The sequence below is a fragment of the Paracoccus fistulariae genome (genome assembly GCF_028553785.1).
Lineage (GTDB): Bacteria > Pseudomonadota > Alphaproteobacteria > Rhodobacterales > Rhodobacteraceae > Paracoccus > Paracoccus fistulariae.
Map to the genome: position 1 here is coordinate 2159179 of NZ_CP067136.1, position 18613 is coordinate 2177791.

General features: G+C 63.5%; 19 protein-coding genes, 1 tRNA gene and 1 pseudogene. 7 read left to right on the forward strand and 14 right to left on the reverse strand.

Annotated features, from left to right (window positions below; genetic code table 11):
• Positions 1–18: 18 nt before the first annotated feature.
• Positions 19–1122 (reverse strand): pyridoxal phosphate-dependent aminotransferase, encoded by a 1104-nt coding sequence (locus tag JHX87_RS10615; RefSeq protein WP_271885002.1) that lies wholly within the window; start codon positions 1120–1122, stop codon positions 19–21.
• Between the two features lie 177 nt (positions 1123–1299).
• Here JHX87_RS10615 and JHX87_RS10620 point away from each other — a divergent pair, with 177 nt between their 5' ends.
• Positions 1300–2421: a porin gene (locus JHX87_RS10620; protein ID WP_271885000.1), complete on the forward strand. Its 1122-nt coding sequence runs from the start codon at positions 1300–1302 to the stop codon at positions 2419–2421.
• A 42-nt stretch (positions 2422–2463) separates the two neighbouring features.
• Here the strand turns inward: JHX87_RS10620 and JHX87_RS10625 are convergent, their stop codons facing one another.
• Together JHX87_RS10625 and JHX87_RS10630 are read right to left on the reverse strand one after the other, a co-directional pair.
• Positions 2464–2700: an Lrp/AsnC ligand binding domain-containing protein gene (locus JHX87_RS10625; RefSeq protein WP_271884998.1), complete on the reverse strand. Its 237-nt coding sequence runs from the start codon at positions 2698–2700 to the stop codon at positions 2464–2466.
• 34 nt (positions 2701–2734) lie between these two features.
• Positions 2735–4108, reverse strand: coding sequence for an MATE family efflux transporter (locus JHX87_RS10630; protein WP_271884996.1), 1374 nt, complete (start codon positions 4106–4108; stop codon positions 2735–2737).
• 169 nt (positions 4109–4277) lie between these two features.
• On the opposite strand from JHX87_RS10630, the gene JHX87_RS10635 reads away from it, so the two are divergent.
• The 4 genes from JHX87_RS10635 (at position 4278) to JHX87_RS10650 (ending at position 8196) form a co-directional block, all read left to right on the forward strand.
• Positions 4278–5240: an aspartate carbamoyltransferase catalytic subunit gene (locus tag JHX87_RS10635; protein WP_271884994.1), complete on the forward strand. Its 963-nt coding sequence runs from the start codon at positions 4278–4280 to the stop codon at positions 5238–5240.
• Complete coding sequence (gene pyrC, locus JHX87_RS10640) at positions 5237–6520, forward strand: dihydroorotase (protein ID WP_271884992.1); 1284 nt, start codon at positions 5237–5239, stop codon at positions 6518–6520. The genes JHX87_RS10635 and pyrC overlap by 4 nt, the downstream gene beginning before the upstream one ends.
• Entirely contained in the window at positions 6517–7101 is a 585-nt protein-coding gene (gene plsY, locus JHX87_RS10645) for a glycerol-3-phosphate 1-O-acyltransferase PlsY (protein ID WP_271884991.1), read from the forward strand. The genes pyrC and plsY overlap by 4 nt, the downstream gene beginning before the upstream one ends.
• A 102-nt stretch (positions 7102–7203) precedes the next feature.
• A complete protein-coding gene (locus tag JHX87_RS10650) occupies positions 7204–8196 on the forward strand; it encodes a mechanosensitive ion channel family protein (protein WP_271884989.1) in 993 nt (330 codons plus the stop codon).
• Here the strand turns inward: JHX87_RS10650 and JHX87_RS10655 are convergent.
• The 10 genes from JHX87_RS10655 to JHX87_RS10700 form a co-directional block, all read right to left on the reverse strand.
• Complete coding sequence (locus tag JHX87_RS10655; protein ID WP_271884988.1) at positions 8193–8603, reverse strand: hypothetical protein; 411 nt, start codon at positions 8601–8603, stop codon at positions 8193–8195. The genes JHX87_RS10650 and JHX87_RS10655 overlap by 4 nt on opposite strands.
• Positions 8604–8778: 175 nt before the next feature.
• Positions 8779–10149 (reverse strand): glutamate--cysteine ligase, encoded by a 1371-nt coding sequence (locus JHX87_RS10660; protein ID WP_271884986.1) that lies wholly within the window; start codon positions 10147–10149, stop codon positions 8779–8781.
• A gap of 60 nt (positions 10150–10209) precedes the next feature.
• Positions 10210–10731, reverse strand: coding sequence for a hypothetical protein (locus tag JHX87_RS10665; RefSeq protein WP_271884985.1), 522 nt, complete (start codon positions 10729–10731; stop codon positions 10210–10212).
• 4 nt (positions 10732–10735) lie between these two features.
• Positions 10736–11170 (reverse strand): molybdenum cofactor biosynthesis protein MoaE, encoded by a 435-nt coding sequence (locus JHX87_RS10670; protein WP_271884983.1) that lies wholly within the window; start codon positions 11168–11170, stop codon positions 10736–10738.
• A gap of 6 nt (positions 11171–11176) precedes the next feature.
• Positions 11177–11428 carry a molybdopterin converting factor subunit 1 gene (moaD, locus tag JHX87_RS10675; RefSeq protein ID WP_271884982.1) on the reverse strand — a complete coding sequence of 84 codons (252 nt, stop codon included), beginning with the start codon at positions 11426–11428 and terminating at the stop codon, positions 11177–11179.
• Positions 11418–12053: a CDP-diacylglycerol--glycerol-3-phosphate 3-phosphatidyltransferase gene (gene pgsA, locus JHX87_RS10680; RefSeq protein ID WP_271884980.1), complete on the reverse strand. Its 636-nt coding sequence runs from the start codon at positions 12051–12053 to the stop codon at positions 11418–11420. The genes moaD and pgsA overlap by 11 nt, the downstream gene beginning before the upstream one ends.
• A gap of 111 nt (positions 12054–12164) precedes the next feature.
• Entirely contained in the window at positions 12165–14012 is a 1848-nt protein-coding gene (gene uvrC / locus JHX87_RS10685) for an excinuclease ABC subunit UvrC (RefSeq protein WP_271884979.1), read from the reverse strand.
• A gap of 301 nt (positions 14013–14313) precedes the next feature.
• Positions 14314–15090 (reverse strand): SDR family oxidoreductase, encoded by a 777-nt coding sequence (locus JHX87_RS10690; RefSeq protein ID WP_271884978.1) that lies wholly within the window; start codon positions 15088–15090, stop codon positions 14314–14316.
• 149 nt (positions 15091–15239) lie between these two features.
• Positions 15240–16049 carry a S49 family peptidase gene (locus tag JHX87_RS10695; RefSeq protein WP_271884976.1) on the reverse strand — a complete coding sequence of 270 codons (810 nt, stop codon included), beginning with the start codon at positions 16047–16049 and terminating at the stop codon, positions 15240–15242.
• A 48-nt stretch (positions 16050–16097) separates the two neighbouring features.
• The gene (locus JHX87_RS10700) at positions 16098–17117 is read right to left on the reverse strand and encodes a LacI family DNA-binding transcriptional regulator (protein WP_271884974.1); all 1020 of its coding nucleotides are present in this window, start codon (positions 17115–17117) and stop codon (positions 16098–16100) included.
• A 102-nt stretch (positions 17118–17219) separates the two neighbouring features.
• Here JHX87_RS10700 and JHX87_RS10705 point away from each other — a divergent pair.
• Together JHX87_RS10705 and JHX87_RS10710 are read left to right on the forward strand one after the other, a co-directional pair.
• Positions 17220–17296, forward strand: a tRNA-Arg gene (locus JHX87_RS10705).
• A gap of 278 nt (positions 17297–17574) precedes the next feature.
• Positions 17575–17757 carry a helix-turn-helix domain-containing protein gene (locus tag JHX87_RS10710; RefSeq protein WP_271884972.1) on the forward strand — a complete coding sequence of 61 codons (183 nt, stop codon included), beginning with the start codon at positions 17575–17577 and terminating at the stop codon, positions 17755–17757.
• 152 nt (positions 17758–17909) lie between these two features.
• Here the strand turns inward: JHX87_RS10710 and JHX87_RS10715 are convergent.
• Positions 17910–18566, reverse strand: a pseudogene (locus JHX87_RS10715) (IS256 family transposase); the annotation flags it as partial.
• Between the last annotated feature and the right edge of the window lie 47 nt (positions 18567–18613).

The following is an 18613-nucleotide window of genomic DNA, read 5'->3' on the forward strand; positions in this document are numbered from 1 at the left end:
GGCAAACGGCCGGTCCGCTCAGCCCAGCTTGGCCAGCGCCACCGGCAACCGCTCTTCCAGCACCGCCATCTGATCCTCGGGCGCGCAGCTGACGCGGATGCAGCGATCCAGCGGCGCCACGCCCGGCATGCGGACAAAGACACCCAGATCCTGCAGGGCCGCCACCAGATCCCGCGCATAATCACCGTCGCGCCCGGTATCCAGCGCCACGAAATTCGTCGCGCTTGGCAGGGCCGTCAGCCCGTTCCGCACCGCGATATCCGCGATCCGGTCGCGCGAGGCGGCGACCAGCGCCTGAACCTGTGCCAGCCAGTCCTGATCCTGCAGCGCCGCCAGTGCCCCGGCCTGCGCGATGCGGTTGACGCCGAAATGATTTCGGATCCGGTCAAACCCCGCGATCAGCTCCGGATGCCCGATGGCATAGCCGATCCGCGCACCGGCCATCCCGTAGGCCTTTGAAAAGGTACGCATGCGGATCACGCGGGGATCATCCGGCGCGATCTGCGGTATTGCCTCGGACGGGGCGAATTCGGCATAGGCCTCATCCAGCACCAGCAAGCTGCCAGCGGGCAGATCTTCCAGCATCTGCCGGATCACCCCAGCCTTGTGCCAGCTTCCCATCGGGTTGTCCGGATTGGCCAGATAGACCAGCCGCGCCCCCACCTGCCCCGCCAGATCCAGCAGCGCCTGCGGATCCTCGGCATCGTCGCGATAGGGCACCTTATGCAGCGCACCGCCAAAGCCCGCGACGTGATAGTTGAAGGTGGGATAGGCCCCGTCCGATGTCACCACCGCATCGCCCGGCGCGATCATCAGCCGCACCAGCACCCCCAGAAGCCCGTCGATCCCCTCGCCCACGATGATATTGCCGGGCGCGACGCCGTGATGCCGGGCCAGCGCCTGCGTCAGATCGTGGCTGGTCGCATCGCCATATTGCCAGATATTCGCGGCCTCATCCCGCATCGCCTGCAGCGCGCGGGGCGAGGTGCCGAAGCCGTTTTCATTCGCGCCCAGACGTGCGGCGAAATCCTGCCCCATCCGGCGTTGCAGGGTTTCCGGCCCGACAAAGGGAACCGTCGCAGGCAGCGATGCGGGCAGCGGGGCAAAGGGCGGTATGGTCATGGCGATCTTCCTGCACGAATTCCCCCTGTCCCGCAAGCGCCACGGGTCATCACGGAAACGCCACGTCACGCCACACGCCCCCCGTGTATCCGGCCCGCGATCATGGTAAATTGATCAAATATTTATCGCGTTCATTTTTTCCGACCTTCACCTGACTCAACAGAAAAAGAGGGACTTATGCGCAGTTTTCCCCGGCTTTCCGTCATGACCCTGTCATCGGCCTTTTTCCTGACCACCGCGCCCGTCTGGGCCGGACCGGTCTATGAAAACAGCTCTGGCGGGTCTTTCACCTTTTACGGGCAGTTCAGCCCTGCCTATGCCGACTTCGACGATGGCAGCGACAGCAAGGGAGAGGGCGCGGATAACGCCAAGTCCAATTCCCGCGTCGGCTTCACGCTGGCCCAGCCTTTCGGCGATTACGAACTGGGCTTCAAATTCGAAACCGCGCTTGGCCTGCGCCAGACCTCGTCCATCAGCCAGCTTTACACGCCGGACGGTCTGCACTGGGACCGCCAGAAGCTGCGGCATGTCGATTTCTCGCTGAAGACGCCGGGCTACGGCACCTTCTATCTGGGTCAGGGCAGCATGGCCTCGGATAATATCGGCGATCGCAGCTATTCAGGCGCGACGCTGGCGGGCGATATCGCCATCGGCGATGTCGTGGGCGGCTATCTGCTGCGCCGCTCGAATGGTGTGCTGAGCGATGTGACCGTGGCCGATGCCTTTGCCAATTTCGACGGTGGCCGTCTGGGCCGCGTGCGCTATGACAGCCCCGATTTCAACGGCTTCACCCTGCGGGCGGCCTATGGGCGCAATATTCTGGATAGCGATAATGGCGATGATTATTGGGATGTCGCCATGGCCTATGAAAACGAACTGGCCAGCGGCACGAAGCTGACGGCGGGCGTCGGCTATATGTATCGCGACCGCGAAGACCCGAATGCCGAGGATATCAAGGATACCTTCGTGTCGGGTTCTGTGCTGCTGACGTCAGGCTTCAACTTCACGCTGGCTGCGGGTGACCGGAACGGGGCGGGCGCCTATTACTATGGCTCGGCCGGGTACAATGCCGATTGGGTCAGCTGGGGCGGCACCGCCGTCACGATCGACTATTACAACGGCGATGACATGGTGACCGAGGGCGACAGCGCGGAAAGCTGGGGCGTGCAGATGGTGCAGGCGGTGGATCGCTATGACATCGACCTCTATGCCGGTTATCGGCGCTATGACTATGACGACAATGTCAGCGATTTCCAGAACGCCTCGTCCTATATGGTCGGCGCGCGCTGGAAGTTCTGATCCGGAAAAGGCACGTCCCGGCTGCCTGCCGGGGCGCGCCGCCTAGAAGGCGCGGAAGGTCATCGTGGTCAGGGTCCGGCTGATATGCGGAATATCGAACAGATTTTCCGACAGGAAGCGGCCGACATCCTCATCCTCTGGAACATAGACCTTGGCCATCAGGTCGTAATCGCCCGAGGTCGAATAAAGCTCGCTGACGATTTCGCGGTCATAGATGGCATCGGCGACCTCATAGGTCTTGCCGGGCTCGCAGCGGAACTGGACGAAGACGGGTCGCATCGGGGCCTCCTGAGGATCGCGGTATCGCGGCAGGTTAGACCGCAGGGGTGGGTGCGGTCCAGTCCCCACGCGCAAGGCCCCGCCAGAAGCGCATCATCAGCAGAATCGCGGCCACGGTCAGACCGACGCACAGCCCCAGCCACAGGCCCGCAGGTCCGATCTGCAGCGTAAAGGCCAGAACATAGGCCACGGGCAGGCCCACCACCCAATAGCTGAACCCCGCGATCCACATCGGCACCCGCGTGTCATGCACGCCGCGCAGGAAGCCAAGGGCGATGACCTGCATCGCATCGGTGAACTGAAACAGCGCCGCATAAGCCAGCAGATAGGCGCCAAGGGCAATGATTGCCGGGGCCTCGGGATCGTCGGGCGACAGGTAGAGGCTGACCAACTGCGGCGCGAAAAGCAGATAGATGGCAATCGCGATAACCGCAAAGGCCGTCGAGATCGCGATGACGGTCACCGCCGCATCTCGCATCCACAGCGCATCGTTGCGCCCCTTGGCCTGACCGACCCGCACCGTCGCCGCATTGGACAGGCCAAGATGCACCATGAAGGTGATCGAGGTGATCTGCAGCGCGATCCCATGCGCCGCCAGTTCCTGCGTCCCGATCCAGCCCATCATGATATTCGACGCCACGAAAAGCCCGCCCTCGGCCACGGTCGTCACGCCAATCGGCCATCCGATCCGCGCCACCTGCCACATGGCCTGCCAGTCCGGCTTCCAGAACCGCTGGAACAGGTTGTATTTCCGCGCCATGGGCAGCCAGTTGACATAAAGGACCAGCAGCACAAGCTGGATGAACTGCGTCATCACGCTGGCAATCGCGGCACCGCGCACGCCCAGCTCTGGCGCACCCAGATTGCCAAAGATGAAGACCCAGTTCAGCGCCGCATTGACCGGCAGACCCGCAAGCGTGATCCACATGATCACCTGCGGACGCTCCAGCGCCGCCAGATAGGAATTCAGCGTCAGACCGGCCAGTCCCAGCGACAGGCCCCAACCCGCGATGCGCAGATAATCCTGCGCCAGTTGCGCGGTCAGGGGCGTCTGGCCAAGCGCCAGAAGGATCGGCTCGGCATGCCACATCACCGGCATCAACAATAATGAGAACCCGACCGACAGCCACAGCGCCATGCGGGTGGCGCGGCGGACCTCTGTCTCATCGCCGCGCGCCAGCGCGGTGGCGATGACGCCCATCACGCCGATGCCGAACCCCATGCCCAGAAAGAACATGAGATGGAAGAAAGAGGTGGCAATGACCAGCGCCGCCAGTTCCGCGATCCCGTACCAGCCAACCATGACCGTATCGGCCACACCGATCGCCATACGGGCGATGTGGCTGCCGATCAAAGGCAGGCCCAGCGACAGGGTCGCTGCGACATGGGGGGCATAACGTCCAAACATGATACCGCCTTATCCCTGCCCGCACGCCCCGGCAATCGGTGATCGGGGCCGGGACCGGCGCGCGCTGATGGCGCGACCCAAATACCACAACACCCCCGCCGCGCCAGGACGCTTGCCCGGCACCGCCGCTTCTGCGATAGAGGTTCCGTTTCCAGTCATCGGAGGGATCATGAGTTTTCGCGCCCGTCATCTTCTGGGGATCGACCATCTCTCTCCGCAAGAGATCGTCGCGCTTCTGGATCTGGCCGAGGAATATGTCGCCCTGAACCGCCGCACGATCAAACATTCCGACGCGCTGTCGGGCATGACGCAGATCAATATGTTCTTCGAAAACTCGACCCGGACACAGGCCAGTTTCGAACTGGCGGGCAAACGGCTGGGCGCGGATGTGATGAACATGTCGATGCAGACCAGCAGCGTGAAGAAGGGCGAAACCCTGATCGACACGGCGCTGACGCTGAACGCCATGCATCCCGATCTGCTGGTCGTGCGCCATCCCAGCAGCGGCGCGGTCAACCTGCTGGCGGAAAAGGTGAATTGCGCCGTCATCAATGCGGGCGATGGCCGTCACGAACATCCGACCCAGGCCCTGCTGGACGCGCTGACCATCCGCCGCGCGAAAGGCCGGTTGCAGCGCCTGACCATCGCCATCTGCGGCGATATCGCCCATAGCCGCGTGGCCCGGTCGAACCTGATCCTGCTGGGCAAGATGGAAAACCGCATCCGCCTGATCGGCCCGAATACGCTGATGCCCGCGGGCGTGGCCGAGATGGGGGTCGAGCTGTTTCAGGACATGCGCGAGGGGCTGAAAGGCGCGGATGTGGTGATGATGCTGCGCCTGCAGCGCGAACGCATGGATGGCGGCTTCATCCCGTCCGAGCGGGAATATTTCCACCGTTGGGGTCTGGATGCGGAAAAGCTGGCTCTGGCGGCGCCGGATGCCATCGTCATGCATCCCGGCCCGATGAATCGCGGGATCGAGATCGACGGCACCATCGCCGATGACATCAACCGCAGCGTGATCCAGGATCAGGTCGAGATGGGGGTCGCCGTCCGCATGGCCGCGCTGGACCTTCTGGCCCGCAACCTGCGCGCCGAACGCGGCCGCGCCGCGGCAGGAGTGATGGTGTGACCCAGACTTACTTCACCAATGCCCGCCTGATCGACCCCGAAGGCCAGACCGACCAGCAAGGCAGTCTGCTGGTCCGCGATGGCGTGATCGAGGCCATCTCTGGCGTGCAGGAACCCGCGCCCGAAGGCGCGACCGTCATTGACTGCGATGGCAAGGCCTTGGCTCCGGGGCTGATCGACTGGGGCGTGAAAATCGGCGAACCCGGCGAGCGTCACAAGGAAAGCTTCCGCAGCGCCGGACGGGCGGCGGCGGCAGGCGGCGTGACCACGATCATCGCCCGCCCCGACACAATGCCCCCCATCGACACGCCCGAGGCGCTGGAATTCGTCACCCGCCGTGCCGCCGATGCGCCGGTGAATATCCGCCACATGTCGTCGCTGACCAAAGCCCGCGAGGGCCGCGAGATGGTCGAGATCGGCTTTCTGACCGATGCCGGGGCGGTCGCCTTTACCGACGGCGTGCGCCCGGTCACCGACAGCAAGATCCTGCACCGCTGCATGACCTATGCGCGCGGGCTGGATGCGCTGATCGTGGGTCATCCGCAGGATGCCAGCCTGTCACGCGGCGCGGCGGCTACCAGCGGAAAATTCGCCAGCCTTTACGGCATTCCCGCCGTCTCTCCCATGGCCGAGGTGATGGGGATGGATCGCGATCTGGCACTGGTGCAGATGACCGGCTGCCGATGGCATGCCGATCAGATCACGGTGGCGGCCTCTCTGCCCGCATTCGAACGTGCCCGGTCGGCGGGGCTGGACGTCACCGCAGGGATCTCGATCCATCACCTGACGCTGAATGAATTCGATGTCGGCGATTACCGCACCTTCTTCCGCTTCACCCCGCCGCTGCGGTCCGAGGATGACCGGCAGGCCATGGTGCAGGCCGTGGCCGACGGCGTGATCGACGTGATCGCCAGCTTCCACACCCCGCAGGACGAAGAATCCAAACGCCTGCCATTCGAAATCGCCGCCCCCGGTGCGGTCGGGCTGCAAACCCTGCTGCCTGCGGCCCTGCGCCTGTATCATCAGGGCGGGCTGTCGCTGCCGCAGCTGTGGCGGGCCATGTCGCTGAACCCGGCGAAACGCCTTGGCCTGCCGGGCGGTCGCCTGAGCAAGGGCGCCCCCGCCGATCTGGTGCTGTTCGATCCCAACGCCCCCTTCGTGCTGGACCGCTTTTCGCTGCTGTCGAAATCGAAAAACACCCCCTTCGACGGCGCCCGGCTGGAAGGTCGCGTGCTGGGCACATGGGTCGCCGGGCAATCCGTATTCAAAGGTGACGCATGACCCTGATCCTCTGGGCAATCTTCGGCTATCTGCTGGGCTCGGTCCCATTCGGCATCGTCATCACCCGCGCCCTTGGACTGGGCGATCTGCGGCAGATCGGGTCGGGCAATATCGGCGCGACAAATGTCCTGCGAACCGGGAACAAACCCGCCGCGCTGGCCACGCTTCTGCTGGACAGCGGCAAGGGTGCCATCGCCGTGCTGCTGGCCCGCCATTTCGGCGGCGAAACGGCAGGCATCCTTGCGGGCGGCGCAGCCTTTCTGGGGCACTGCTTTCCCATCTGGCTGGGCTTCAGGGGCGGCAAGGGTGTCGCCACCTTCCTTGGCACGCTCATTGCGCTGCATTGGCCCCTGGGCCTGATTGCCTGCGCCATCTGGCTTCTGACGGCGCTGGTCAGCCGGATCAGCAGCCTCTCGGCACTACTGGCCGCGGCACTGACCCCTGTCTTCGCCTGGGCGCTTGGCCGCAATGACCTGATCCTTGTCACTTCGTTCATGGCCGCGCTGATCTTCCTGCGCCACCACGCCAATATCCGCAGACTTCTGCAGGGAACCGAGCCACGCATCGGCAAGAAGTCCTAGGCAGCGCGCGGAACCCGCCACCCGAATCCGTTGTTGAACTCTGACGCCCGCGCGCCGCTCGATGCGCTCAGGGCCAGATGGATCAGACAGGTCAGGGGTGGAATGGAAGAGAAAATCGATGTCGCGGGGGACGTCAACACCATCGTGGACAAGGTCGAGGGCTGGATCAACGGGCTGATCCGGCTGACCCCCAACCTGATCGCCGCCCTGATCCTGCTGGTCATCTTCTATGTCATCGGCCGGATGCTGTCCTATGGCGTGCGCCGCACGCTGGCACGCCGCGGACGCCCGGCCCTTGCCAATGTCGGCAGCGCCATGATGCATTGGGCGTTCATGATCCTGGGCTTTCTGCTGGCCGCCACGATCGTGCTGCCCTCGCTCAAACCCGGAGACCTTCTGGCCGGCATGGGCATCGGCTCGGTCGCCATCGGTTTCGCCTTCAAGGATATCCTGCAAAACATGCTGTCGGGCATCCTGATCCTGCTTCGGCAGCCCTTCCGGATCGGCGATCAGGTGATCGTCGGGGATTTCGAAGGCACCGTCGAAGATATCGAAACCCGCGCCACCTATATTAAAACCTATGACGGGCGGCGCGTGGTGATCCCGAATTCGAACATCTATACCGGCAGCTTCGTCGTGAACACGGCCTTTGACCACCGCCGGTCGCAATACGATATCGGCATCGGCTGCAGCGACGACTGGGAAAAGGCGATGACGCTGATGACCAAAGCGGCGGCAGGCTGCCAAGGCGTCCTCGCCGATCCCGCGCCCGAGGCACTGCCGGTCGGCATCGATGCCTATCAGAACACGATACGCCTGCGCTGGTGGACGAAATCAGATCGCGCCTCGGTCATTCATACGCAGGGCCGGGTGATCCTCGCGGTTTATCGCGCGCTGGATGATGCGGGCATCGACATGCCTTACCCGACCGAGGTGATGCTGTTCCACGATCAGACCGAGGAAACGGATGGAAACCGCCTGACACAACGCGAAGGCTGGCCCGCAGGCCGCAAGGCAAAGGACGGCGAGGCCGAGGTGCCGAAACCCGCCCGCGATCTCGCGCGGGGCAATCAGCCCCCCAGGGAACCCGCCTAGCGCTGCGCCACCAGCACCCGCCCGGCGGGTCGGTCCGGCCGCGACGGCGCCTTGACCGGTGGTTCGGCATCAGCCTGCGCCTCTTTCACAACCTCCCGCAGGGACGGCCCATCGAAGGGCGCCTTCACCTTTTCAGATGCCAGCCGGGGCGCAGCCTCGGCCCGCGACAACCGCTCCAAGGCCTCCGCTCCGCGCCGCGCCGACAGCGCGACCGAGATCAGCGCCAGACAAGCTCCGGCCAGCAGGATCAGCCCCACCAACCCGATCACGCCGATAAAGACCGGCAACGGCGGCACCCCCTCCGCCGAGCGGATCAGAACCACCATCACCCCCAGCAGGGCCAGAAGCCCGATCAGAAAAACCACCGCCACCGCGCGGTTCACCCAGGTCATGATATCTGCACGCATGCGCTGCCCCTTCTCCGGACGGAATTTCCCATCGGGGTGCCACCGGAACGATCGGTTTTCAAGCCGGGCCGAACAGCCCTCGCCTCACCTTGTCGTGCGCAGGCACCATCTTTTGTGCAAAAATATCCTCTGGGGGTCCGGGGGGCGAAGCGCCGCCGGCCACCGCGGGACGCCATCAATAGGAATAATCGGCGTAGATCCGCGACAGATCGCCCTGCCATTCACCGTGAAAGCGCTCCAGCATCTCATCCGCCGGAACCTGACCCGATTCCACACTCTCCTTCAGCGCGTTCAGGAAATGCGTCTCGTCGGGGATCAGCCCGCCTGCCCCCTGCCGCGCGCGGTTCTTCAGGCCCAGTTCCGAAATCGCCAGAACCTCGCGCGCCAGATCGTGCAGCTTGATGCCATTCGCCTCGCCCTGCAGGGCATGCTCTGTGGCGGCGCGGCGCAACCCCTCGCGCGTTTCATGATCCCAGCCCTTCACCAGATCCCAGGCCGCATCCAGCGCCTCCTGATCATAGGTCAGACCGACCCACAGCGCGGGCAATGCGCAAAGCCTGCGCCAGGGACCGCCATCCGCGCCCCGCATCTCGATGAATTTCTTCACCCGCGCCTCGGGGAACACCGTGGTCAGGTGATCGGCCCAATCCGACAGCGTGGGAACCTCGCCGGGCAGGGCCGGCAAGTCGCCCTTCAGGAAATCACGGAAGGACTGGCCCAGCGCGTTGATATATTTGCCATCGCGATAGACGAAATACATCGGCACATCCAGGACGTAATCCACCCAACGGTCATAGCCGAACCCGTCCTCGAAGACGAAAGGCAGCATGCCGGTGCGCGAATCGTCCAGATCCTGCCAGATATGGGCGCGCCAGCTGCGCATGCCATTGGGTTTGCCATCCAGGAAAGGAGAGCTTGCAAACAGCGCCGTCGCCACCGGTTGCAGCGACAGGGCCACCCGCAGCTTCTGCACCATGTCCGCTTCCGAGGCGAAATCCAGATTCACCTGAACCGTACAGGTGCGATACATCATCTGCTTGCCCAGCGTGCCGACCCGGTCCATGTAATCGGTCATCAGACGGTAACGCCCCTTGGGCATCATCGGCATCTGGTCCTGCGTCCAGATCGGGGCAGCGCCCAGACCGATGAAGCCCGCGCCGATCTCATCCGCGACGGATTTCACCTCGGCCAGATGCTGGTTCACCTCATCGCAGGTCTGGTGGATCGTCTCCAGCGGCGCGCCGGACAGCTCGAACTGACCGCCCGGTTCAAGGCTGATATTCGCGCCATCGCGTTCCAACCCGATGATATTGCCCTGCTCAAGCACCGGCGCCCAGCCAAAGCGTTTCTGCATCCCGGTCAGCATCGCCTGAATGGAACATTCGCCCGCATAGGGCAGCGGCAGCTTCTTTGGTTTGCAATAGCCGAATTTCTCGTGCTCGGTACCGATCCGCCAGTCCTCGCGGGGCTTCTCACCCGCGGCCAGATAGGCCGCCAGTTGATCGCGGCTTTCGATCGGGCCACCGCCCTGCTGGGGAATCGACATGAAGCAAAGCCTTTCTCGGGGTTGGCCACCGGCCACAGGTGACAATTGCGCCGGTTCAAGTCAAGTCGCCTGATCCGAGTTTCGCCAAACCACGCGCACCGCGTCGCGCTGTTCGGTCACATGGGCCAATGCGGTGGAAACCGCGCCCATGTCCAGCCCCGGCAGGGCGGTAAAGGCATCGGCCAGCGTCGCGGCGCCGGCGGCATCGACGGGGATCAGCAAGGCCTCGCCCACACCATTGCGCAGCCGCCAATAGCCGTGGCCGCGCAGCCGCAGCAAGCGTATCTCGGTCAGATCCCGCAATGCGATCTGCCCTCCCAAAGAGACCGCGCCGTAATAGCGGATCGCGCCTTCCTCGACCTCGACCACGCCTGGCGCGTCGACGCTGCGGCGAAAGGGCAGTCTTTGCCACGCGCCGACCATCAGCGCCGCGCCGACAAGCACCGCCAGCAGACCGATCAGGCCAAAGAACCAGCCGCCCTGCAGCATCAGCCACAGCCCGGCCAGCGCCACGCCCAGCGCCACCAGCGCCTCGGACCAGCGCGACAGCCAGGCCCGGATTTCCGGGCGGATCAGGGGCATCTGCCTACCATCGTAGCAGCGAGGTTTCGTCGCTGTCCTTGGCCTGAACCCATTCGGCCTGCCCGTCGCTGGCAATCTCGCGCTTCCAGAAGGGGGCGCGGGATTTCAGCCAGTCCATCAGGTAATCCGCCGCTTCGAAAGCGGCGCGGCGATGGCGGGCGGCGGTGGCCACGAACATGATCTGTTCACCGACGCCAAGGCGGCCGTGGCGATGAACGATGCGCCAGTCGATCAGGTCAAAGCGCCGTGCGGCCTCGGCCCCGTACTCATTCATCGTGGCTTCGGTCATGCCGGGGTAATGTTCCAGTTCCAGCGCCGCCATCCTGCCGCTGTCGTCGCGCACGACGCCGGTAAAGGTGACGACCGCGCCCGCCCCTGCCCCGAAGCCCTGCAACTCCTGGGCCAGATCGAAGGCTGCGGTCTGAACGCGGGCGGACATCGGCCCTTAGCCTCCGGTCATGGGTGGGAAAAACGCCACCTCGCGCGCGCCGTCCAGAGGCGTGTCCAGATCGACCAGCTTCTGATCCACCGCGCAGCGCACGGCGCGCATATCGGCAAAAGCCTGCGCATGCCAGTCATCCATCGCCGCCAGTTGCGCGACCAGATCGCGCACGGTTCGGGCCTCGGTCGTGATCGTTTCGCGCGGCTGGCCGATGCGTTCGCGCAGCCAGGCGAAATACAGCACCTCAAGCACCATCGCCGGGCTCTTTCAGATAGGGCAGCGCCTTGACGAAATAATCCCAGCCGGTCCAGAAGGTCAGACCCGCCGCCAGCCAGATCAGCAGCAGGCCAAGACTGGTCGCCACATCGGCCCAACTGTCCATCCACAGCGGCAATTCGGCCTCGCCGACCAAGGGGGGCTGTCCACGCTCGACATAGGCCAGCCCCGTGCCCAGAAACAGCACGGCGATGGCCACCATCTGAAAGGTGGTTTTCCACTTCGCCAGCTTTGTCACCTTCAGCAGCTTGGCATTCGCGCCCAGAAATTCACGCAGGCCCGAGACAAAGACCTCGCGGAACAGGATGATGGTGGCGGGCAGGATCAGCCAGGGATTCATGCCGGAATAGCCGGTGATGACGACGATCGCGATCACCACCATCGCCTTGTCGGCAATCGGGTCCATCGCCGCGCCAAAGCGGCTTTCCAGCTTCCAGGCGCGGGCGATATAGCCGTCGAACCAGTCGGTCACCGCAGCGACGATGAACAGCACAAGGGCCGCCCAATCCGCAAAGGGACGGCTGAAATACAGAAACATCAGCGGCACGGCGGGCGCCGCGATCAGCCGAAGCAGGGTCAGGATATTGGGTATGGTCCAGCGCATGATCGCAATCTAGGCGTTTGTGCCCGCCGTGGGAAGTGGGCTTGGCAGCATCGCCGGCGGCCAATCACCGCATGCTGCGGAAACTAGCCAGCGACGGGGCGATCCGCGCGCCTATCCCTTCTGGAAATGATCCAGGATCTTCTGCGCCATCGCGGCCGAGATTCCCTCGACCGCCTGCAGATCCGCAAGGCCCGCCCGGCTGACCGCCTTGGCGCTGCCGAAATGCGCCAGCAAGGCGCGTTTTCGCGACGCGCCGATGCCCGCGATTTCGTCCAGCGGATTGGCCATCACGGATTTCGCCCGCCGCGCGCGATGCGTGCCAATGGCCCAGCGATGCGCCTCGTCCCGCAGCCGCTGGACGAAATACAGGACCGGATCATTCATCCGCAGCGCGAAGGGCCGCTGGCCGGGGCGGTGAAATTCCTCTTTGCCGTGATCGCGATCCACCCCCTTGGCGACGCCGATCATCGGAATATCCTCGACCCCCAGATCGGCCAGAATCCCATCCACGGCCGAGACCTGCCCTGCCCCGCCATCGATCAGCAGCAGATCGGGCCATGCCTCTGTCTGGCGGTCTGGATCCTCTTTCAGCAGACGGGTAAAGCGGCGGGTCAGCACCTCTTTCATCATGCCGAAATCATCGCCGGGCGTGATTTCGGTCCCCTTGATGTTGAACTTGCGATACTGGTTTTTCTGATAGCCGTCCGGCCCGGCCACGATCATGCCGCCGACGGCATTCGTGCCCTGAATGTGGCTGTTGTCATAGACCTCGATCCGGCGCGGCGGGGCGGCCAGATCAAAGGCTTCGGCCATCCCTTCCAGCAGCTTCAGTTGCGCGGCGCTTTCGGACATGCGGCGGCCCAGGCTTTCGCGGGCGTTGCGCAGCGCGTTGGTGACAAGCTCGAATTTCTCGCCCCGCTGCGGCACCTGCAGATCGACCTTGCGCCCCGCGCGTTCGGTCATGACATCCGCGGTCAGTTCGGGATCCTCGGGGCCATGCGACAGCAGGATCAGACGCGGCGGAGGTTTGCCGTCATAGAATTGCAGCAGGAAAGCCTGCATCACCTCATCGGGCGATTCCGCGCCGCCCAGACGCGGGTAGAAATCGCGATTGCCCCAGCTTTGATTGCCGCGAATGAAGAACACCTGCACGCAGGCCTGACCGCTTTCCATGTGAAGCGCGACGATATCAGCCTCTGCCACGCCCTTGGGGTTGATCGCCTGCACCGATTGCACGGCGGTCAGCGCCTTGATCCGGTCGCGCAGCGCCGCAGCGCGTTCAAATTCCATCGCCTCGGAGGCCTCGGCCATTTCCTGCGCAAGATTGGCCTGAATCGTGGTGGACTTGCCCTGAAGAAACCGCTCGGCATCGGCCACCAACTGCCCGTAATCGGCTTCCGAGATCCGCCCGACGCAAGGACCGCTGCAGCGCTTGATCTGAAACAGCAGACAGGGACGGGTGCGGCTTTCAAAAACCGAATCCGTGCAGTTGCGTAGCAGGAACACCCGCTGCAACTGGGTCAGCGTCCGGTTCACCGCGCCCGCGCTGGCAAAGGGGCCGTAATAATCGCCCTTTTCCGATTTCGCCCCGCGATGCTTCTTGATCTGCGGATAGGCGTGGGATTTGGCGACCAGAATATTGGGAAAGGACTTATCGTCGCGCAGCAGCACATTATAGCGCGGTTTCAGCTGCTTGATCAGGTTCTGTTCCAGCAGCAGCGCCTCGGTCTCGGTCCGCGTGGTCAGGAACATCATCGAGGCAGTGTCGCGGATCATCCGCGCGATACGGCCCGAATGCCCCGACGGCCGCGCGTAATTCGACACCCGCGCCCGCAGGTCGCGGGCCTTGCCGACATACAGAACCTCGCCCCGCGCATCCAGCATCCGGTAAACGCCGGGGCTGCCGTCAAGCGTGCGAAGGTAATCCTGAATTACGGTATGGCCGGTCTTTTGCGTCATGGCGATTAATAAGTGATTCTTTTCAGCCGCTGCAAGTTTTGCCACCTAAAGGCAAGCCCGAAGCTTTCCACGACTCTTGTGGATAAGCTTGTGGATGCCCTGCAGGACAGTGGCGGATCGGTCAGCAATCGTTACATTTCCTTAACTTTGCCTAATTTTTCAGCATAAACTCAAGTCATTGATTTTTATCGTTTATTTTATTAGTGAGCTTACGAATAACGAAATTATCGCGGTAAATCAGTAGCCTGCACCAAAGATCCCTTAGGGGTGGACAAAACCGCGCAGCCTGGCTGCCGCAAGGTTATTCATGCCCGACCACGTCAACGGTCTGCCACCCAAGATGCTGCCCGCCATCGACGCATAAAAGCTGCCCGGTCACGGCCTTGGCGTCGATCAGATAGCCCAGCGCGGCGCAGATATCCTCAGGGTCAGAGCCGCGCCCCAACACGGTCGCGCGGCGCTGTTCCGCAAATTGCCGGTCGCTCTGCCGCCCCCCCGCCAAAGTCGGCCCCGGACCGATGGCATTCACCCGGATATCGGGCGCCAGCGCCTGCGCCAGCATCTGGGTCATCGCCCATAGCCCGGATTTGGCAATGGCATAGGTCAGGAATTCCGGCGTCGGCTTCAGCACCCGCTGATCGACCATATTGACCACCAGCCCAGTCGCGACAGGTTCGCCCCTGTCATCGCGCCCAGCAGTTGCCGCCTGCGCGGCAAAGGCCTGCGTCAGTTGGAACGGCGCGCGCAGGTTCGATCCGATATGGCGATCCCAGCTTCGCATCGTCGCGCTGCGGATATCGTCATGCTCGAAGATCGAGGCATTGTTCACCAGCAACGACAGCGGCCCCATCTGCGCCGTGACATGCGGGATCAGTTCAGCCGTCGCGCCCTCATCCAGCAAATCGGCCTGAAAGGCATGGGCCGCAACACCCAGGTCACGCGCCTCGGCCACCGTAGCCAGCGCCTCGGGTTCCGAGCGGTCATAGTGGATGGCCACATCATATCCGCGGCCGGCCAGATACAGCGCCATCTGTCGCCCAAGTCGGCGGGCGGCTCCGGTAATCAGGGCAGCAGCCATGTCAGTTCAATCCAAATCAGCCTGGGCGGACCTTCAGCGCCCGCCCCATTTCAGTCCCAGTAACCTTGCCAGAACGCGACGAAATCCCGGCCCGCTGATCAACGCCAAAGCGACCATGACCAGCAGGAAGACGATGACCACCTTGACCATCAGCCGCCCGTGCCAAAGCGGGCAAAGGCGCTGCGTTCCTCGGCGACATCCAGCACGGCTTCGGCTGACAGACCCAGTCTGCGGAACAGCGACTGGCGCGGCGAATGCACCATGAAGCGCGTCTTGTCGCCAAAGAGTTCCTTCATCTTCGGCACCAGATGGGCGATGCCATCGGCCAGCCCCAGATCGACCGACTGCCGCCCAGCCCAGAATTCGCCGGTGAAAAGATCGCGATCCCCGGCCAGACGATCACCCCGGCGGCGGGTCACATAATCCTTGAACGCCTCGTGGATCGGCTCCAGCACATTGCGCAGACGCTCCACATCCTCGGGCTTTTCGGGACGGAACGGGTCCAGCGTGGATTTCGACCGGCCGGCCGTATGCACGCGCCGCTCGATCCCCCATTTCCCGATCAGATCCTGAAAACCGAAACCTGACGAGATCACCCCGATCGACCCCAGCACCGAGCTGTCATCCGCCCAGATCCGATCACCGGCACAGGCCAGCCAATAGCCGCCAGAGGCCGCCATATCCTCGACAAAGGCATGGACCGGCACGCCGGTTTCCTCGGCCAGCCGCCGGATCCGGGCCGCGATCAGCGATGACTGCACGGGCGAGCCGCCGGGCGAATTGATAGACAGGGCGACCGCCGCAGGCTTGCCCTTGCGAAAGGCGCGCTCGATCACCGGGGCAAGGGTGGCATCGTTCAGCCCGCCGCGACGTCCGGCCATGCCGATGGCGCCGTGCAGGCGCAGCACCGCAACGCGCGGGTTCTTGTTGATGAAACGGTCAAGAAATGGAATACGCATGGGCCACAGATAGGGCCACGGACGCCCCATCACAAGCCGCCATGCCGATCATGTCACGCGAATGGTATCGCCGGGCATGAAGGTTGGGGTCAGCGCAATGATCCGGTCTTCGGGCATAGGGTCCTTGTCCGCCACCAGCCGCGCGGCACGACGGCCGATATCCACGCGCCGCGCATCGGTGGTGGCCAGACGCACCGGGAACCCGTCCAGCAGATCGACACCATTGAACCCGGCCAGACCGATCCGGTTGGGAATATCCAGCCCCTTTTCCAGGCAGTAAAGCAGCCCGCCAGCCCCGATCATGTCGTTGGAATAATAGAGGAAATCCAGATCCGGCGCACGTGTCAGGATCCGTTCGGTCAATTCGCGCCCCTTCAGAAGAGAGGAGCCGCCCTGATAATATTCCCGCGCCTCCAGCGGCACCCCGCCCGTCGCCAGCCCCTCCTCGAAGCCCACAAGACGCTTCCGCGCGCGGTGATCTTCGGGCATATGCGTGCCGACGAAACCGATCCGGCGATAGCCTGCGGCCAGGATCCGCTCGGCCATTTCCCGGCCCGCGCGGATATGCGAGATTCCCACGATCGTATCGATCCCCTCGCCGTCGGTATCCATGATCTCGACCACCGGAATGCCCGAATTTTCCAGCATCGCGCGCGACGCCTTGCTGTGCTCCAGCCCTGCCAGGATCACGCCCGAGGGCCGCCAGGACAGCATGTCATAAAGCACCATCTCCTCGCGCGCGGGCGAATAATTCGTGACCCCGATCACCGGCTGCAACCCGGTATCGTCCAACTCGGCCGAGATCCCGCCCAACACGTCCGGAAAGACAAGGTTCGACAGCGATGGAATCACGACCGCGACCAGGTTCACCCGCTGGCTTGCCAGCCCCCCGGCGATCTTGTTGGGCACATAGCCCAGCGTCTTCGCAGCGGTCAGCACCTTCTCGCGCGTGGCAGCCGACACATCGCCCCGATTGCGCAGCACCCGGCTGACCGTCATCTCGGAAACCCCCGAAGCTTCCGAGACATCGCGCAGGGTCAGCGGGCGGCGTGGGCGTTGTGGTGTCATCGGGCGCTCGGATGGAAAGGGCTTAAAGTTTGATCCTATCCGACGACCCGCGCCGCGACAACCTTGCCAAAGCGCCCCGCCCGCGCCAAAAGGGGAAAGGATGGCCCCGTGGCTCAACTGGATAGAGCAGCCCCCTCCTAAGGGGCAGGTTGCAGGTTCAAATCCTGCCGGGGTCACCAAATTTATATCTAAAATCAAATTATTGCAACAAAGCCATCGCAGCTTCATGCTGCAGTTTGCATGATTTTCCGGTCCGTTTCGCAAGGAATCCGGCCTTTCCCTGTACAAAACCTGTACAGATGATCCCTCATCACGCTGCTGCTACCGGGTGCAGCCCAAATGAAAACCCCGGCTCGGCGGCAACCGAAACCGGGGTCAAAGTCTATGTGAAAGTATCCGACTTTCCCATTCCTTATAGCATCACCAGAGAGATGCCGTCCAGAAAAGAGGTGCAGCCATGAGGCAGCATCTGACGCACGGCGGCCTTCCTGACGGCATGACACGCTGGCAGTTCTTCGGATTGATCGAGACCGCCCGGCGTCAGCTCGGCCTCAGCAAAGGTGCTGTAGCATATCTGAAGGCCGCAATCTCGAACACGATGGCCGAGGATTTTCTTGCAGGCCGAATTTGCAGCTTCTGAACCTCGGTCACCAAAATTTCGGCTCAGGCAGAACTGGACAGACGACAGATCTCGCGCATAGAGGGTGATTTGATCCAGCCGGGGGCTGGATGATATCCCAGCTGATGGTGTAGCTGGCGGCGGGCCTCGCGCTCTGATGCGGGCCGAGCTGGTCAGTCGCGCTGCGCAGCAGGCAGGCTGACCATGACATCATCGCAGACCGGCGCAAGGGTTTCCAGCGTCATGTAGCGGCCGCGCTGGACGGTCCATTCCTCGGTCTGCTCCATCAGGATCGCGCCAACCAATCTCCGGATCGAGGCCTCGTTGGGAAAGATCCCGACGACGTCCGTGCGTCGCTTGATCTCGCCGTTCAGGCGTTCGATTGGATTCGTCGAATGCAACTTCGCGCGGTGCTGGGCGGGGAAGGTCATGTAGGCCAGAACGTCCTCTTCCGCCGTGTCCATGAGCGTGGCCAGCTTCGGTAGCCTGGGACGCATCTGGTCCGCAACCAGCCGCCACTGGGTCTTGGCCGTGGCGTGGTCGGGCTGGGCAAAGGCCGTGGCGATAAAGGCCGAGACCACCCTGCGGCTGCTCTTGCCCGCATGGGCCAGGGCATTGCGCTGGAAATGCACCCGGCACCGCTGCCAGGTGGTCGACAGCACCCGCGCCGTGGCCGCCTTGATGCCCTCATGCGCATCGCTGATCACCAGCTTCACACCCGAGAGGCTGCGGCGCACAAGATCGCACAGAAACCCGGTCCAGAACGGCTCGGCCTCGGAAGCCCCGATCGCCATGCCCAGCACGTCGCGGCGGCCAGCCTCGATGATGCCCTGACCAATGAACGGGCGGCCCGCGCCAAGCGCGAGATGCTGCATGG

Excerpts from the sequence above, each read along its gene's own strand:
- moaD (WP_271884982.1), bottom strand. The coding sequence starts at position 11,428 with ATGGTGCTTGAGGTGCTGTATTTCGCCTGGCTGCGCGAACGCATCGGC.
- JHX87_RS10630 (WP_271884996.1), bottom strand. The coding sequence starts at position 4,108 with ATGTTTGGACGTTATGCCCCCCATGTCGCAGCGACCCTGTCGCTGGGC.
- JHX87_RS10635 (WP_271884994.1), top strand. The coding sequence starts at position 4,278 with ATGAGTTTTCGCGCCCGTCATCTTCTGGGGATCGACCATCTCTCTCCG.
- JHX87_RS10620 (WP_271885000.1), top strand. The coding sequence starts at position 1,300 with ATGCGCAGTTTTCCCCGGCTTTCCGTCATGACCCTGTCATCGGCCTTT.
- JHX87_RS10710 (WP_271884972.1), top strand. The coding sequence starts at position 17,575 with ATGAGGCAGCATCTGACGCACGGCGGCCTTCCTGACGGCATGACACGC.
- uvrC (WP_271884979.1), bottom strand. The coding sequence starts at position 14,012 with ATGACGCAAAAGACCGGCCATACCGTAATTCAGGATTACCTTCGCACG.
- JHX87_RS10660 (WP_271884986.1), bottom strand. The coding sequence starts at position 10,149 with ATGTCGATTCCCCAGCAGGGCGGTGGCCCGATCGAAAGCCGCGATCAA.
- JHX87_RS10670 (WP_271884983.1), bottom strand. The coding sequence starts at position 11,170 with ATGTCCGCCCGCGTTCAGACCGCAGCCTTCGATCTGGCCCAGGAGTTG.
- JHX87_RS10650 (WP_271884989.1), top strand. The coding sequence starts at position 7,204 with ATGGAAGAGAAAATCGATGTCGCGGGGGACGTCAACACCATCGTGGAC.
- JHX87_RS10615 (WP_271885002.1), bottom strand. The coding sequence starts at position 1,122 with ATGACCATACCGCCCTTTGCCCCGCTGCCCGCATCGCTGCCTGCGACG.
- JHX87_RS10690 (WP_271884978.1), bottom strand. The coding sequence starts at position 15,090 with ATGGCTGCTGCCCTGATTACCGGAGCCGCCCGCCGACTTGGGCGACAG.
- plsY (WP_271884991.1), top strand. The coding sequence starts at position 6,517 with ATGACCCTGATCCTCTGGGCAATCTTCGGCTATCTGCTGGGCTCGGTC.
- JHX87_RS10700 (WP_271884974.1), bottom strand. The coding sequence starts at position 17,117 with ATGACACCACAACGCCCACGCCGCCCGCTGACCCTGCGCGATGTCTCG.
- JHX87_RS10625 (WP_271884998.1), bottom strand. The coding sequence starts at position 2,700 with ATGCGACCCGTCTTCGTCCAGTTCCGCTGCGAGCCCGGCAAGACCTAT.
- pgsA (WP_271884980.1), bottom strand. The coding sequence starts at position 12,053 with ATGCGCTGGACCATACCCAATATCCTGACCCTGCTTCGGCTGATCGCG.
- JHX87_RS10665 (WP_271884985.1), bottom strand. The coding sequence starts at position 10,731 with ATGCCCCTGATCCGCCCGGAAATCCGGGCCTGGCTGTCGCGCTGGTCC.
- JHX87_RS10655 (WP_271884988.1), bottom strand. The coding sequence starts at position 8,603 with ATGCGTGCAGATATCATGACCTGGGTGAACCGCGCGGTGGCGGTGGTT.
- JHX87_RS10695 (WP_271884976.1), bottom strand. The coding sequence starts at position 16,049 with ATGCGTATTCCATTTCTTGACCGTTTCATCAACAAGAACCCGCGCGTT.